At 32.2% G+C, this 16,669-nt stretch carries 15 protein-coding genes; 4 read left to right on the top strand and 11 right to left on the bottom strand.

Going from position 1 to position 16,669, the window contains the following annotated elements; all coding sequences use genetic code 11:
• Window positions 1-157: 157 nt before the first annotated feature.
• Both CHRY9293_RS15310 and CHRY9293_RS15315 read right to left on the bottom strand, forming a co-directional pair.
• Window positions 158-490 (bottom strand): hypothetical protein, encoded by a 333-nt coding sequence (locus tag CHRY9293_RS15310; protein ID WP_162033779.1) that lies wholly within the window; start codon window positions 488-490, stop codon window positions 158-160.
• 106 nt (window positions 491-596) lie between these two features.
• Complete coding sequence (locus tag CHRY9293_RS15315; RefSeq protein ID WP_162033780.1) at window positions 597-929, bottom strand: hypothetical protein; 333 nt, start codon at window positions 927-929, stop codon at window positions 597-599.
• A 739-nt stretch (window positions 930-1,668) separates the two neighbouring features.
• Here CHRY9293_RS15315 and CHRY9293_RS15320 point away from each other — a divergent pair.
• The 3 genes from CHRY9293_RS15320 (at window position 1,669) to CHRY9293_RS15330 (ending at window position 6,393) form a co-directional block, all read left to right on the top strand.
• The gene (locus CHRY9293_RS15320) at window positions 1,669-2,973 is read left to right on the top strand and encodes a tetratricopeptide repeat protein (protein ID WP_162033781.1); all 1,305 of its coding nucleotides are present in this window, start codon (window positions 1,669-1,671) and stop codon (window positions 2,971-2,973) included.
• Between the two features lie 137 nt (window positions 2,974-3,110).
• A complete protein-coding gene (locus tag CHRY9293_RS15325) occupies window positions 3,111-5,444 on the top strand; it encodes an ATP-dependent helicase (RefSeq protein ID WP_162033782.1) in 2,334 nt (777 codons plus the stop codon).
• A gap of 178 nt (window positions 5,445-5,622) precedes the next feature.
• Window positions 5,623-6,393: a phospholipase D-like domain-containing protein gene (locus CHRY9293_RS15330; protein WP_162033783.1), complete on the top strand. Its 771-nt coding sequence runs from the start codon at window positions 5,623-5,625 to the stop codon at window positions 6,391-6,393.
• A 35-nt stretch (window positions 6,394-6,428) separates the two neighbouring features.
• Here the strand turns inward: CHRY9293_RS15330 and CHRY9293_RS15335 are convergent, their stop codons facing one another.
• From CHRY9293_RS15335 to CHRY9293_RS15350, 4 genes are all read right to left on the bottom strand, one after another.
• Window positions 6,429-8,270 carry a carbon starvation CstA family protein gene (locus tag CHRY9293_RS15335; protein ID WP_185153228.1) on the bottom strand — a complete coding sequence of 614 codons (1,842 nt, stop codon included), beginning with the start codon at window positions 8,268-8,270 and terminating at the stop codon, window positions 6,429-6,431.
• 213 nt (window positions 8,271-8,483) lie between these two features.
• A complete protein-coding gene (locus tag CHRY9293_RS15340; protein ID WP_162033784.1) occupies window positions 8,484-9,497 on the bottom strand; it encodes an alpha/beta hydrolase in 1,014 nt (337 codons plus the stop codon).
• Between the two features lie 20 nt (window positions 9,498-9,517).
• Window positions 9,518-9,901, bottom strand: coding sequence for a DUF3037 domain-containing protein (locus tag CHRY9293_RS15345; RefSeq protein WP_162033785.1), 384 nt, complete (start codon window positions 9,899-9,901; stop codon window positions 9,518-9,520).
• Window positions 9,888-10,661: a HipA family kinase gene (locus CHRY9293_RS15350; RefSeq protein ID WP_162033786.1), complete on the bottom strand. Its 774-nt coding sequence runs from the start codon at window positions 10,659-10,661 to the stop codon at window positions 9,888-9,890. The genes CHRY9293_RS15345 and CHRY9293_RS15350 overlap by 14 nt, the downstream gene beginning before the upstream one ends.
• 99 nt (window positions 10,662-10,760) lie before the next feature.
• Between CHRY9293_RS15350 and CHRY9293_RS15355 the strand changes: the two genes are divergently transcribed.
• The gene (locus CHRY9293_RS15355) at window positions 10,761-11,609 is read left to right on the top strand and encodes an alpha/beta hydrolase family protein (RefSeq protein ID WP_162033787.1); all 849 of its coding nucleotides are present in this window, start codon (window positions 10,761-10,763) and stop codon (window positions 11,607-11,609) included.
• Between the two features lie 48 nt (window positions 11,610-11,657).
• On the opposite strand, the gene CHRY9293_RS15360 is transcribed toward CHRY9293_RS15355, so the two are convergent.
• From CHRY9293_RS15360 to CHRY9293_RS15380, 5 genes are all read right to left on the bottom strand, one after another.
• A complete protein-coding gene (locus CHRY9293_RS15360; RefSeq protein ID WP_162033788.1) occupies window positions 11,658-12,482 on the bottom strand; it encodes a flavin reductase family protein in 825 nt (274 codons plus the stop codon).
• A 123-nt stretch (window positions 12,483-12,605) separates the two neighbouring features.
• Window positions 12,606-13,853, bottom strand: coding sequence for a fumarylacetoacetase (fahA, locus tag CHRY9293_RS15365; protein ID WP_162033789.1), 1,248 nt, complete (start codon window positions 13,851-13,853; stop codon window positions 12,606-12,608).
• 54 nt (window positions 13,854-13,907) lie between these two features.
• A complete protein-coding gene (locus tag CHRY9293_RS15370; protein ID WP_162033790.1) occupies window positions 13,908-14,366 on the bottom strand; it encodes a hypothetical protein in 459 nt (152 codons plus the stop codon).
• Between the two features lie 72 nt (window positions 14,367-14,438).
• The gene (gene hppD / locus CHRY9293_RS15375; protein WP_162033791.1) at window positions 14,439-15,569 is read right to left on the bottom strand and encodes a 4-hydroxyphenylpyruvate dioxygenase; all 1,131 of its coding nucleotides are present in this window, start codon (window positions 15,567-15,569) and stop codon (window positions 14,439-14,441) included.
• A gap of 243 nt (window positions 15,570-15,812) precedes the next feature.
• Complete coding sequence (locus CHRY9293_RS15380) at window positions 15,813-16,601, bottom strand: hypothetical protein (RefSeq protein WP_162033792.1); 789 nt, start codon at window positions 16,599-16,601, stop codon at window positions 15,813-15,815.
• Window positions 16,602-16,669 lie beyond the last annotated feature (68 nt).

Below are 16,669 nucleotides of genomic sequence, written 5' to 3' on the forward strand. Positions count from 1 at the left end.
CTAATGCTGTAGTAGCGATTACTTTTGCGTTTTTGTTGAATACATTTTTCATAATAATAATAGCTATAAGGTGGCAACCCTTTTTTTGAGATTGTTGTGGTGTTTATAAAACCAGTTTTAATAGAGATCTGGTTCATTAAAAATGAAATTGGTTTGATTAATCAAACTGGCTTGCTTTGATCTGCTCAGAATTGATAAGATCTTTTTCGTTTGCAGAGTCATTCATGGCTTTTCCTCCTCCGAAAAAATAGTTTGTTGCGAAATTAGCTACTTGTACGAAAGCACCAACTGCTGCTGCACTAGCACCAACTGCTGCTGGCCATTTTGCCTGACTCACATTTTTAATTTGCGCATCTTGTATGGAAGTTTGTGTTTCGTTAGCGTTTGCTTCGATTTTTTCCTGAGATGTAAAGCTCATTGAGATGGTAATAACAGCTGCTAAGGCTGTAGTAGCAATTACTTTTGCGTTTTTGTTGAATGTATTTTTCATAATAATAATAGCTATAAGGTGGCAACCCTTTTTTTAAGATTGGTTTTGGTATAAATAGAACCAGGTTTAGTAGCGATCTGGTTCTATAAAAATGAAATTGGTTTAATTAATCAAACTGGCTTACTTTGATCTGTTCAGAATTGATAAGATCTTTTTCGTTTGCTGAGTCATTCATTGCTTTTCCTCCTCCGAAAAAGTAGTTTGTTGCGAAGTTAGCTACTTGTACGAGAGTACCTACTGCTGCTGCACTAGCACCAACTGCTGCCGGCCATTTTGCCTGACTCACATTTTTAATTTGCGCATCTTGTATGGAAGTTTGTGTTTCGTTAGCGCTTGCTTCGATTTTTTCCTGAGATGTAAAGCTCATTGAGATTGTAATAACAGCTGCTAATGCTGTAGTAGCGATTACTTTTGCGTTTTTGTTGAATAGATTTTTCATAATAATAGTTGCTATAAGGTGGCAACCCTCGTCTTATTTCGATTAGTATTTGTTGAATTCGTTTTTTTGGAATATTTGAGCTTTTGAGTTTTATTTACTTATGTCTGCTTATTTAGATTTTATATCTAATTATTTTTGTTTTTTAAGAGTTATATAGTGATAAAATGTTAAAATTTAATTTTTTTTTGCTAGTTGTTGTTAAAATTTGAATTTGATAAAAAAATAGTCTAAAGTCTAAAGTTGTATTATGTTTTTCATAACATATAAAAAAAAAATAAATTATATGTTTTTTTATATCTATTTATATTAATTTTTTCATCATTGACACTCATGTATGTTTCATTATATCAACTAGTTATGTCAATATTAAATGATATATTTGGGGTATCTTAAATCAAATCTTCGGGATAAGTACTGGGATAAAATTAGGAAAGCAATTGTAAAAATTACTTCTACAAATTTGCTACATTTTAAATTTCTGATTGATAATAAGTATGTTATGTTTTTTTTGTAGATGAATTGTAGTGTTTTTACATATAATAAGTTGTGTGTTTCATGAGTTTTTTTCACCCTATATGGAATAGTTAATTAGAATCTAAATATGTTTGTAAGTAAGTTTTTTTCATTCAAGAAAGTATTTAACATCTATTTTTCTTCGAAAGTGATGTGTTTGTTTTGTTTGTTATTTATAATTAAGCATAATGGTCAGACCTACACGCTAAGTGAATTGGAAGGGATTATGAAGAATTATAAAAGTAAAGGAGAATATGAGGAAGCCATAAAATTTAATTTGGATGTCTTGAAAGAATATAAGAAGGACAATTATTCTCATGGAATTATTACCACGAATATTTATATAGGTAATCTATTAGCTTCTGTTAATGAATATGGTAAAAGTCTAAGCTATTTAAATGAAGCTAAAAAAGAAATGGCAAAAACGGAAGATCCGATATTATATTCTAAATTATATAATGAATATGGACGGGATTATTTTCTATTGAAACTTTATAAACAGAGTAATGAAAAGTTAAATATAGCCATTTCCTATGCAAATAAAATACCAGATAGTAATCAAAGGGAGCATCTTTTAACGGATAATTATTTGTGGAAGTGGTCAAACTTTGATCAATTAGATAAAGTTGACTCTTTGTATGTGATGCAAAGTAGGCTTTTAAAATTAGAACCAAGACCATTGGTCTATATAAAAATAGCCGAGAGGTATATAAAAGAAAAAAAGAACTTAGACTCTGCAGAATATTATCTAAAAAAATCTATTGAATTAAATGCCAGTAAGAAATATGCCCTGGATAATGATGCTTTAGTTTTAATGAATTTGGGAAAATTACATATGATAAAAGGAGAGTACGCTGAGTCCTTAGATTATTATTTTAAATCTCTTTCTATATCCCAAAAGATAAAGAATCAAGAGTATGAAAAAGAAACTTATAGTGAGCTTTCCAAAGTTTATAATCTTCTCAATAATAAAGAAAAATCAGAGGAATATTATAAAAAATACTCATTTCTAAATGATAGTACTAATGACCGTGAAAAGAGAGCACTATATACGATTGTTAATGAATTGGGAGTGAAAGAAAAAGATAATCATGTATATTTATTTTTTGTGACAATGGTTGTGATATTGGCGTTGACAGGATATGTTACCTATGTAATACATAAAAGAAAAAATAAGTTCGGATTTAGCGAAAATTCATTAGATAGTATTGAAGAGATTAAAGATAAAATACATGAATATGAATCTTTCAGTGAGATTATAAAAATGGCTGAAGAAGGTAATCCCTTTTTTCTTACTAGTTTTAAGAAATTATATCCGGATTTTCATGAAAAATTAAAATCACATTGTTCAGGTCTTACTGAGCATGATATTAAATTCTGTATATATCTTAGGCTTAATTTAAATGCTAAACAGATACTACAGTATGAAAATATAACTTTACGAGCTATTGAGACAAAAAAGTACAGATTAAAAAAGAAATTAGAGCTTTCTTCAGATGTCAAACTTTCATCTTGGATTTTAGAACTTTAGTTGGTACTATTTTGCGTGGGTTCTTTATTTTAGTCTTTGTCTATTTGGTAAAATTAGTGTTGCGATTACATATACCATTTAAAATTTGAATTCTCCCCATAATACACTAATTTTGTGTGCCCAAAATTTTTTGCGATATGGAGGATTATTTGAAAGGACTGAATGAGTCACAATATGAGGCTGTTACTACTTTAGAAGGCCCATTAATGGTGCTTGCAGGAGCAGGTTCAGGCAAAACCCGTGTACTTACTATGCGTATTGCCCATTTAATAACCAATGGAGTGGATCCCTTCAATATTCTCTCTCTTACCTTTACTAATAAAGCGGCACGTGAGATGAAAGAACGTATTGCAAAAGTAGTAGGAGATAGTAATGCGAGAAGTTTATGGATGGGAACCTTTCACTCAGTATTTGCAAGAATTCTGAGGAGCGAGGCTCATTATTTGGGATATCCTTCTAATTTCACTATTTATGATCAGCAAGATGCTCTGAATGTTATTAAAAAAGTATTGAAAGATCTTAATATAGATGCGGATCTTTATAAACCTAAAAAGGTTCAGGCAAGAATTTCTACGTATAAAAATAATCTGATTACCGTAAAAGCCTATTTTAATAACCCGGAGTTGCTCGAAGCTGATGAAAAAGCAAATATGAAATTTATAGGGCAAATTTATCAGAAGTATGTAGAAGCATGTTTTCGCAACGGATCAATGGATTTTGATGATTTACTCTTAAAAACGAATGAACTATTAACTCGTTTTCCGGAAGTTTTAGCAAAATATCAAGATCGATTTAGATATATTTTAGTAGACGAGTACCAGGATACAAATCATTCTCAATATCTTATTGTTAAAGCATTGGCTTCAAAATTTGAAAATATATGTGTGGTAGGTGATGATGCCCAATCCATTTACTCTTTCCGGGGAGCAAATATTTATAATATCTTAAACTTCAAAAAAGACTATTCTGATGCGAAGACCGTTTCCTTAGAGCAAAACTATCGTTCAACACAAACGATTGTGAATGCTGCAAATGTTGTAATTGCTAAAAACTTACAACAATTTAAAAAAAATGTTTTCAGTGATAATGAACAAGGGGATAAAATAAAGGTATACCGTTCTCTTTCTGATGCAGATGAAGCCAATTTTGTAGCGGGGAATATTTGGGAACTTCATAATCGGGATCAGAGAAAATATGATGATTTTGCCATTTTATATAGAACAAATTCTCAAACTCGGGCTTTTGAAGATGCATTAAGACGGAAGAATATCCCATATAAAGTATACGGAGGTTTATCTTTTTATCAAAGAAAAGAAGTGAAAGATCTACTCGGATACCTGAGACTCCTCATTAATGAGAATGATTCGGAAGCGCTTATGAGGGTAATTAATTATCCTGTAAGAGGAATAGGTGAAACTACTCAAAATAAATTGATTGTTTTTGCAGATTCTCAAAATGTTTCTGTTTCTAGTGTATTGAATAACTTACCCATATATGCTCCCCAATTAGGACTGAATAATGGGGTTCTTAATAAGCTTAATGACTTTTGGTCTATGATCAAAGCGTTTCAAGTATTATTGAAAACAGAAACAGCTTATAATGTTGCCATGGAAGTGGCTAAGCGAAGCGGATTGATTAAGTTTCTAAAAGATGATCAAACTCCTGAAGGTATTTCACGAGTAGAAAACGTACAGGAATTAATGAACTCTATGCAAGGGTTTATTGAGGAACAGATGCAGTTGGAAGATGGTGATCCGGGTTTATCAAACTTTTTGGAAAATATTGCACTTTCATCCGATACACAAGATAAAGCTAATGAGGATAATGTGGTATCTTTAATGACTATCCATTTATCTAAAGGATTGGAGTTCCCGGTGGTTCATTTGGTAGGATTGGAAGAAAATCTTTTTCCTAGTTTTATGAGTTCTACGACAAGAGAAGACCTTGAAGAAGAGAGACGTTTATTCTATGTGGCTTTAACAAGGGCTGAAAAACAAGTTTTTTTCTCTTATGCGGTTTCGCGATTCCAATGGGGAAAAATTACAGATGCTGAACCTTCTAGATTTTTAAGTGAAGTGGATGAGGAATTTATTGAATTTGTTAATCCTGTCATGGAAAAACGCTTTATTAATAATTCCGGGGTTAAATCCAATATTTTTGATGAATATTCTTCTGAGCCACGGAGCTTCAAAAAAGTAGAGAAGAAATCTATAGAAAGAAATGATAAACAAAAACCTATTGCTGAACCCAAAAAGTTAATTCCTGTGGGTACAGCGAAGATTATCAATCCAAGTGGGGCTTCTTCTCAGGACATTGAGGTAGGAGATAAGGTAAGACATGATCGGTTTGGGATAGGAGAAGTGAAATTTTTGGATGGAACTGATCCTCAAAATATCAAAGCGAAGGTTATTTTCCAACATGACGGTGAAAAGAATCTTATTTTAAAATATGCTAAGCTGATAAAAATATAATTAAAATATCAAGACGGGTTCATCATTGAATCCGTTTTTTTATTCTTGTAATAAAGTTTTAAAGGCATGAAGTGAAATAGAAAAAGTAGAAGAGGTAAATTAGGTTTGGGAAAAAATGATACCTTTGTAAAATTTATTTTTACAAATTTTTATAGGAGAATTAGTTTTATTTCAGATAATGGGGACATTTTATAACAATGCTGTTTGTGATATTTATATAGGGAAGAGTGCAGGAACAAAGCTGATACAGGACATTAGAAATGCAAAGAAGAATGTAAAAATAGTTTCACCTTATCTTTCTCCGTATTTAATTAAAGAATTAATTTTTCTACATTCAAAAGGAATTGATATTAATCTAATTACAACTGATGAAATTGAAGATTTTTATGGAACTGAAAAAAATATCAATAAACTTATTGTTCAGCATAGGTATGTGGATGAAGAAGCAAAAGCAACACGAGATAGCTTGATTAATTTTTCAGGAACTTTGCTGTTTTCTATGATAGGATTAATTCTAGTATTAATTTCTTTAATATATTTTCTTAAAGTATGGAGCTTAGCTTATGGCTTTATTATAGTTGCTTTATTATTTTTGGTAAGAGATTTTATAGTAAGACAAATTAAAACTAAAAAAATTTATCATTATACCTATAAGCAGTTGTTTCCTTTTAAAGTTTATATTTCACCTAATAGTAATGGAATGTCTTTTAATAGGACCTTTATTCATAGTAAGATCTATGTTGTTGATGATGAGATAGCCTATATGGGGTCACTTAATTTTACAGCAAAAGGAGTAAAGGAGAATCATGAAACAAGAATAAGGACCACCGATCCAAATGCAGTAAGTAAAACGGTAGAGGAAGTGAATCACTTATTCTTTAATTCCAATTTAGTAGAAAGAGATATCCAATTTTGGGGAAGCCAGCTATATGATGAACCCATAAATTAATGAGTAACCTCTGCTTAGTTCATCAATTCTTTTCATTATCTTTCAACGAGCTCTTTTACGGATTCTCCATAAAAATCGATTTCTGTTTTGTTAATTTGGAGTAACTGATACCATTTTCTAAATGCTCCTATAAAAACAACAAGCATCAATAACATGGCAATGACAGCCAATGAAGCTAATAAATACTGTTGTTTAGGAATGTAAATGTCAGTCACCTGAATATAACCGGCCCAAAATGTTATTCCGGCCATGAAAACTCCAGGAATAGCTGAACAAAGAGCATACTTACCTCTATTTAAACGTATTAGCATTGTTGTACAAACGATAAGTCCACAAGCTGCTAAAAGCTGGTTGCTAATTCCAAATAAAGGCCAAATACTACTCACATTACCCGTATAAACTAAATATCCCCACGCAAATGTGAAAATAAGGCTGCTAATTATGATTCCCGGCATCCAGTTTTTATCATTGAATTTTGGAATTACAGAACCTAACATTTCTTGTAAAAAGAAACGACCTACTCTTGTGCCTGCATCGATCGCTGTAAGAATAAAAACTGCCTCAAACATAATGGCAAAATTATACCAATAGGCCATAAGTTGATCCATATAAGGGATTTTATTAAAAATATGAGCCATTCCTACGGCTAAAGAAACTGCACCTCCCGTTCTACCATGAAGGTCAATCCCGATCTTCTGAGAGAAATAGTCAATATCAACCCCGTGTAATGAAGGATGAGCAGCAAGAAAAGCATCATAAGACTCTTTGGGAGTATTGATCGCAAAATAATCTCCTGGCATAAGTGTACAGGCTGCAATAAGTGCCATTAATGCTACAAAACCTTCTACGAGCATAGCTCCATATCCTACAAAAAGAATTTCTTTTTCTTTATTTAGCATTTTGGGTGTTGTTCCTGTTGCAATCACAGCATGGAATCCAGAAATTGCCCCACAAGCAATAACAATGAAGATAAAAGGGAGTACTGGACCTCCAATTACAGGACCTCCACCATTCACAAATTGTGTTAAGGCTGGCATTTGAATTGTTGGGTGTATTACGATAACTCCAATTGCTAGCATAATGATTGTTCCAATTTTCAAATAGGTAGATAGATAATCTCTAGGAACTAAAAGTAGCCAAACAGGTAAAACAGATGCTAAAAAGCCATATAACGGGATAGCAATGGAAATCGTGGAGATATGCCATGAAAAAAAATTATTCATGGTTTCATTTTGCATTAAACTGTGTCCACCGATAATCCCGGCAATTAAAAGAATTCCTCCTAGAATACTCGCAAAGGTCACTGAGTTTTTTCTATACCGCATAATTAAGCCCATAATAATGGCAATCGGCATGGTTATTATAACAGTAAACAAAGACCATGAAGCTTCATGCATGGCATTGATACAAGCAAGAGATAATCCAGCCAATGTAAGGATTAAAATAAATAAAATAGCAAATCCGGCAACTGTTCCCGTAGCTTTTCCAATTTCTTTAGAAGCAATGGTAGCTAAGCTTTGACCCTTATGGCGTACGGAAGCAAACAAAACTACCATATCATGAACGCCACCTCCCAGTACACAGCCAATTAGAATCCATAATGCACCAGGAAGATACCCAAACTGGGCCGCTAAAACAGGGCCAACCAAAGGACCCGCTGCGGCAATGGCTGCAAAGTGATGCCCAAAAAGAACATTTTTATTGGTGGCTACATAATCTTTTCCATCCGCAAATTCTATAGCAGGAGTGGTATTTTTATCGTTTAAACGTAATACTTTGTTCGCCATAAAAATTCCATAGAAACGATAAGCTATTGCCAAGATGAGTATAGAGACAAAAACAAGTGTTAATGCATTGATATTATTTAGGGAATCCATATCGGTAAAGTTTTTTATAAGAAAATAATTTGTTTTTTTATTTGTTTTAATTTAAATAATTTAAACAAAGGCCAAGTTAATTAATTTTAATATAAAAAACGCATATATGTATATCAATTTAGCAAATTTATATTTATTTCATATAAAAAAGCTTATCATGAAGGATGACCTAGAATAGAGTGTATGTATATATTGTTAAATACCTTAACAATATTATTTTTTTTGTGAAATAATAAAATTAACCATGGCATCGGTGAGTTCATCCAGACGTTGTGGACTAGTAGTTCGGAATCCATGATTTCCCCCATTCACTATAATTAAAGAGGTTTGAATATTTTCTTTAGTTAGTTGTTGATAGAGTTTTTTTGATTGTTGTAATGGAACAATTTTATCTTTGTTTCCTTGTAGTATGAACGTCGGAACTCTACGGGAAGTATAGTTAAGAGGTGATAATGTGTTGAAATATTCTATAATTTTTCTTTTGTCCTTCTTAATATCATATCCTGACATTCCTTGAATTAACTTTTCTCTTATATCAATGATTTCTTTTGAAAAGAGTTTAATAATAGAGGCTGTAGGTTTTCCGGCACGGGTATGAAATATCTTGTTTAAATCTGTAGGCCCAAAATTATCAACAACATAATTTACTTCGGCAGAATATTGAGAAAGCTCAGGAGCTCCCACAAATTCGTTGTCACGAGTATATGCGGCTAATAAGGACAGATGGGCGCCGGCAGAAGTTCCAAAAAGCCCAATGTTTTTAGCGTCGAAATGGTATTTTTCTGCATTTTTCCTTATCCATCTTATAGCATCTTTACAATCTTGGATGGGAATAGGAAAATGACTGTGTTCATTAATTAATGTATAATCAATACTAACTACTGTATATTGTTTTTCAACTAATTTTAAAATAGTGTTTTCAATATAGCTGTTTGCTCTGATTGTTTTGTTACCCTTGGCCCAGCCCCCTCCATGAATGTAGAGTACTACGGGTAACTTTTTGTCTAAGATTTGTTTGGGAGTATAAATGTCCAGTAATAATGAATCTCCAACGTCACTTGTCTTGTAGGCTATATTTTCTAAAGCTAATGTTCTTTCAGCTAGAAGAATGCTTTTCTGGATTTGTTGCTCTTGACCCTGAGAAAATATTCTACAGAATATACATGAAAATAGAAGGAATAATAGTTTAACACTATATGTTTTGAAATGGTTTGTCACTATATTCATAGGATTTTTTCAGTATGATATTATTTCACTAACTCCTCAAAAAGTTTACCAAACGTTTTATCCAGATCTTTAGATTTTCCCGGATGAGGTCTTGAAGTCTGTATTACCGAGCTTCTTACTGCCGTTAACCAACGAAAACGTTCAGGTATTTCCAGTTGTGCTATGGGGCCTCCACCCTTATCTCCGTTAGCAATTTTTTGAAAGTTTGTTATGTTTTGAATGATATCTTCATAATCTAGTTTACTGTGCATCAATCGAAACTTGTCCGGGCATACATAAAACTTTACACAAATATATTTCGCCTTTTTTGAAAACATGATGAGCCCGATATTGAAAAACTCTTCTCTTTCAACTTTTGGTACTAAGCGTATTACTGCGTATTCGTATATATTATTCTCTTGCATTTTTGGCTTCGTTTACAAAGATTTGAGAATTTTCTAATCTGTTTTTCAAAAACTGAAAATATATTTCCCGAATTTCATTAGGATTTTCTTCAGCGTCATTCCAATGAAGCCAATCATCAGGTATTAAATCAACAATTTTTCTGAAGATGGTATCATTTAGTACTTCGTGTGCTAGTTTGTCTGCTTCATCCAGCAGGCTTGCTTGGGAAAGTAAAACATGGTCTTTTACATACTTAAAAGGTGTTTTAGCTGCTACATCAAAATTTTGCCAAGAATGATGAAAATAAAAAGAGGCTCCATTATCAATTACCCAGAGTTCTTTGTGCCAGATTAAAAGATTGGTGTTTTTAAAAGTTCGGTCAATATTGGTGATAAAAGCATCCAACCAAACAATTTTTGATGCTAAAAGAGGATCAATTTTTACATTGGAATCATAAGCGATGGAACCGGAAAGATAATGTAAACCCAAATTTAATCCTTCTGAAAATTTTAATAAATCCTGAATTTCTTCATCAGCTTCTGTTCTTCCAAAATCTGCGTCAAGGTTTACAAAAACAAGTTCAGGAATTTTTAAACCTAAAGCTTCAGTAATTTTTCCACCTAGTAATTCCGATATTAGCATTTTGACTCCATGACCTGCGCCACGGAATTTGAGAACATACTTAAAGTCGTCATCAGCTTCTGCCAATGCAGGAAGAGAGCCTCCTTCACGGAGAGGCAGAATATAACGCATTACCGTTACCGTTCTTAGATCCAACATATAGCAAAAATAGGGTTTTCCTTTGTGTTTATTCCTATTTTTTAATATTTTTAAAATGACAAAGGTTGTACAGTGATTCTCAAGAAATAAAAGAACAATATGAATATAACGAAAAGACAGAATATTATTATTTCAAATTCCGAAACCAGAAGCTTTCTAGCGGATGCATTTTATCCTGAAACTAATAAGAAATTACCATTAATTATTTTTGTTCATGGGTATAAAGGATATAAAGATTGGGGAGCTTGGGATTTAATGGCAGAAAAGTTTGCAGAAAAAGGCTTTTATTTTGTTAAATTCAATTTTTCTCATAATGGAACGACCGTTAATGATCCTCATAATTTTGCTGACCTTGAAGCTTTTGGAAATAATAATTATTCTAAAGAACTTTCTGATGTAACTGCTGTAATTGATTTTTTCATTGGAGATCCTAAGATTGATAACCAACAAATAATTATTCTGGGACATAGTAGAGGAGGAGGAATTTCTGTCATTCAGGCATATGAAGATAAAAGAATTAATGGATTAATTACCTTAGCAAGTGTTGATACATTGGATCGTTTTCCCAAAAGTGAAGCTTTTGAAAAGTGGAAAGAAAAAGGGGTTTACTATGTATTGAATGGAAGAACAAAACAGGAGATGCCTCATTTTTATCAATTTTATGAAGACTATGAAAAAAATAATCATCGTTTTGATATAGAAAAAGCTGCTGAAATGACCAAAGTACATTTTTTGATTATTCATGGGACTCATGATGAAAGTGTCCCCGTGAATAATGCCGAGCATCTTCACCTCCTACATCCCAACTCTGAATTATTCTTAGTAGAAAATGCAGATCACACTTTTGGTGCAAAAGAACCATGGGAAAATGATCAATTGCCAAAAGCCTTAGATCGTGGGGTCGAAAAGTGTATTGAATTTATTAAAGTTAAAATGATAAAGGAGTGATTTACACTCCTTTTTATGGATATTATTTTTGTTATAAATGAAAAGGTTTTATCTAATAACTAATAGTTTCCAGGCTTCATCAATATTATTGCAGAGTAATAATTCCTGGGCTTTTTTATGTATACTCTCCTCAGATTGAAAAGATTTTCCAGGTAATACTTCTATATTGGCGAGCATGCCTAAGTCATTTCCGGTAAATGTTTTGCTGTACTTTATTTCATCAGGGAGAAGATCAAAACCAATGCCTTTTGTGACTAAAGGTTTAGGAACTTCAAAAAGATTATTCTCATTGTTAGTAGAATACCAGTTTCCTCCAAGACGAGCTACCATATTAAGTTTTTTTTGATCCAGATTTCCCTCTTCATTTAAATAATCTTCATTAATATGAATTTTCTTAACTTCACAAATAATAAGATTTCCCGAACCTCCCTGATCACCTAAGGATTTTACTTCTAAAACTTCACATTCAAAGTTTACAGGGCATTCTTCAATTAATTTAGGTTCTATCAAATCAGCATCTTTCATGGTTAATCCGGCTTTGACAAATTCATTTATTCCACTATCATATTCAGTGGAAGCTAAGGAAATTTGCTGGACAATGGGGTAATTTACGGTTCCAATAACCACTTCAGGAACTTCTAGAATATTTTCTAATGTATGCTTGGTAGTATTGTCACGAACTCTTCTTGACGGAGAGAAGATTAAGATAGGAGGGACCGTACTGAACATATTAAAAAAACTGAAAGGAGATAAATTGATATTCCCATTTTTATCAACTGTAGAGGCTAATGCGATGGGACGTGGCGAAACTGCAGTTTGCATGATTGTTTGCAGTTGTACAGCTGATATTTCGGAAGGGATTACTGTTTTCATATTTTTTATTTAACCACTTAAATTATAATAGCTTCTTATTATAAAAACACTTTAGCTTTATAAAAAACTAAAGTGTCTTTGTTTAATTGCAAATATATTTAATTGCTGATATTTTTAGATTAATTAAATAGCAGGAATAATTTTACCTGAAACTTCACCAAAACCTACTCGCATTCCATCTTTTTCTGCCCAACCTTTCATTGTAACAGTATCTTGGTCATCAATGAATTTTCTTTCCTGGCCATTGTTTAATAGTATTGGATTTTGGCCTCTCCAAGTAAGTTCAAGCATAGAACCAAAGGATTTAGGATCACTTCCAGAAATAGTACCACTTGCATAGATATCACCAACTTCCACATTACATCCATTTACGGTATGATGAGCAAGTTGTTGAGTCATATTCCAATACATATGTTTATAGTTACTTTCACAGATTAGATTTTGTTCTCCATTTTCAGGTTGTAAATATACTTCAAGATGAATATCATAATTTTTATCACCTTCAAATTTTAAATAATCCAAAACTTCAGGATCTTGAATAGGAGAAGTTGTTCTAAATGGTTCAAGCGCTTCTAAAGTTACCACCCAAGGTGAGATAGAAGAGCCAAAATTTTTAGCTAAAAATGGTCCTAAAGGCACATATTCCCAAGCTTGAATATCTCTTGCAGACCAGTCGTTAAAAATAACCATTCCGAAAATAGCTTCCTCGGCTTGCTTGGTGGAAATGCTTTCTCCCATCTCCGTATTTTTATTGATGATGAAAGCCATTTCTAATTCAAAATCCAACTGTTTGCATGGTCCAAAAACCGGTTTATCTGCATCTGCAGGTTTCATTTGACCTTTGGGGCGGTTGATTTCTGTTCCTGAAACAACAATAGAGGATGCTCTTCCATGGTATCCTACCGGTAAATGCTTCCAGTTAGGCAACAGTGCATTGGCCGGATCACGAAACATTTTACCAACATTGGTGGCATGTTCTATACTGCTGTAAAAGTCTGTATAATTTGGAATATGAATAGGCATCATCATTTTAACTTTATCCAAATCATAAAATGCCTCTTCAATTGTTTTTTGATCTTTTGATAAGATGGAACCCTCTAATAATAATTCCTGTATTTTTTTACGAACGGCATTCGTGATAGGTTTTCCCAATTCTATAAATTCGTTCAATGTATAGGCTTCAAAAACATTATCATCAAATCCATCAATTTCTTCAAAATACCCAAAATCGTATAATGTGGCAAGATCGATCACTTGATCGCCTATTCTTGTGCAACATCCTATATATTCCTTGTTAAAAACGGCAACACCGAATGGAATATTATATATTGAAAAGTCGGAATGTGAGGAATATTCTACAAATGATTTCATAAATTTAGCGTTAATAATGAATTCTAGGGATTAATGTTCCTGAATTCAGGTTTGTTATTTTTTTGAATACGATTCTTCATCGATCCATCTATCTTTGGTATTAACATCGATAAGATACAATATATTGTCTTGTTTGGTTAACAATAAAGTTTTAGTTACAGGAATGGGAATTTTTTTATTTTCCAGCATATTGGCTCTTACGGAAATTATATTCTTTTTTCTTACAATATCACCTGTAAAAACATTAGAACTGCTTTCTCCTGTTGCTTTATCATCAAAAATTTCTACATAGGTTACGTTTTCTCCTTTAAGGATTAGAAAATCTCGTTCTGTATGATCTTCTGCCTCTTTGATGAGTACAAATTTTTTATTGTCGACGTTTACATCTTCTAAATGTTGATTTATACCTTGTCTTTCTTCAAGTTTGTTAAGAATGTCATTGATGGACCCATATTGTGCATGTAAACATAATGTTGTTCCAAATAATAAAATTCCAATAAAAATCTTTTTCATATTCTTGTGTTTTAAAAAAGTTTTGTCAAGATGGAATAATCTTGACAAAACATACTATTTTATATTGTATAGTTAAAGATTACCTCTTTTTTCTTGCTCCCTTTCCAATGCCTCAAATAGTGCTTTAAAATTACCAGCGCCAAAACTTTGAGCGCCATGTCTTTCAATAATTTCAAAGAAAAGCGTAGGGCGGTCTTCTACTGGCTTTGTAAAGATTTGTAATAAATACCCTTCTTCATCATGATCAATAAGAATACCTAAATCTTGAAGTTTTTTGAGATCTTCATCGATATGTCCAACTCTCTCTGGTACCATATCATAATATGCTTCTGGAGGAGCCGAAAGAAATTCCACACCTCTTTTTTTCAATTCGGTTACAGTATGGATAATATCTTTTGTTGCCACAGCAATATGTTGTACTCCTTCGCCTTCATAGAAATCAAGATATTCCTCTACTTGAGATTTCTTTTTACCTTCTGCAGGCTCATTGATAGGGAATTTTGCAAATCCGTTTCCATTAGACATTACCTTAGACATTAAAGCAGAGTATTCTGTATTAATTTGTTTATCATCAAAAGAGAGGATATTAACAAATCCCATTACTTTTTCATACCATTCTACAGTGGGAATCATTCTATTCCAACCTACATTTCCTACACAATGATCTACATATAATAGTCCTGTTTCCTCAGGATTATAGTCACTTTCCCATTTTTGATATCCCGGGATAAAAGTTCCGGAGTAATTTTTTCTTTCCACAAACATGTGTACCGTTTCTCCATAAGTATAGATCCCGGACATTCTTACTTCTCCATTATCATCCTTTAGGGTTACTGGTTTCATATAAGGTTTACCTCCTCTTTTTGTTGTCTCTTCAAAAGCTTGATATGCATCATCTACCCACAGTGCCAATATTTTTACTCCATCACCATGCTTTTTTACATGCTCACTAATTGGAGAATCAGAGGTAAGTCCGGTTGTTAAAACCAGTCTTATTTTTCCCTGTTGAAGAACATAAGATGCGCGATCTCTTACTCCAGTTTCAGGCCCAGCATATGCTACTGATTTAAAACCAAAAGCAGTTTTATAATAGTGGGCGGCCTGTTTAGCATTTCCTACATAAAACTCAATGTAATCTGTCCCGTTGATGGGTAAAAAATTCTCTGCTTGAGCAATTTTTTCGGCAAATGTAAGTGTTGACATATTTTCGATTTTTACTTTTAAATTATAGTATGCAAATTACAAAAATCTTACAAATTCAGAAAGCTATACTTTATAATCACAAAATTTTAAATCAAGCTTGATTATTAAAAAAATAAAAAGTTTATTTAAGTCCGCTTAAGTTTGTTATGCTACTCTTTGGATTTATATATTTGTTCCACAAACATGAATGAAAAAAATATTTTGAAACATTAAAAGAGGCTGTCTTTCTGGACAACCTCTTTTTTATATTATTTCAATCCTTTTATTAAGTCTTCCCGCATCAGGGTTATAATTATCCCAAATTTTCCAAACATTTCCTATTTTACGTAAAAAGTAAAGTTGTTTATTTAATTGATTGACAAAATACTCTTCTCCTGTTTTTTCTGTTTTGAATAAAAGATTCCAAAACTCTTGAGATTCCAGTATTTTTTTATCAGGTTCATCATTGATGATATGTACATCAAAGACCTCAAAATTGGAGCGATTATTCTCGGTAATAAGTTGAAGTCCTCTATCACATAATTCTTTACTAAATTGTGATGCCCTTGCCAAAAATGGAGAATCATGGAAAACTAAAGATTCGAATAATTCCATTTTATGATTAGGAAGTTGTTTATAAAATTCAAATGCTGTAGAACAATATTTATAGATGATTTGGAAGAAATCCTCATCATTTTCTTCTTTTTTTTCTACTTTATTTTCTTTTACACATTGAATATAAGCATTGAGATCTTTATATCCCAAGAATATACAAATTTTATCTAAGGTTTTTAAGAACCTTAAATCACTATGGGTTTTGTCTTGGTAATCATTTTCAAAAAAACGTTGAAGAGTGACGTGTGAAATAGTATTTCCTATTTCAAATTTTTTTACTCCTTTTAGTTCTTCTGATTCTGAAAGTTCTTCTTTTATTATTTCGGAAAGAATAATATAATGGCTCCTTTTCCATTCCTTTACATTCCCCAGAACAGAATTCTTTACTTTAGAATGTTTTATAACTTCTTCTCTTATCGAATTATATATAGTCTTCAATTTCCAAATTTTAAAAGTTTTATCAAAAATGCTGCCAAAACCTTAAAATTTTTGCAATGATGAATATA

Source organism: Chryseobacterium potabilaquae (genome assembly GCF_902728265.1).
Lineage (GTDB): Bacteria > Bacteroidota > Bacteroidia > Flavobacteriales > Weeksellaceae > Chryseobacterium > Chryseobacterium potabilaquae.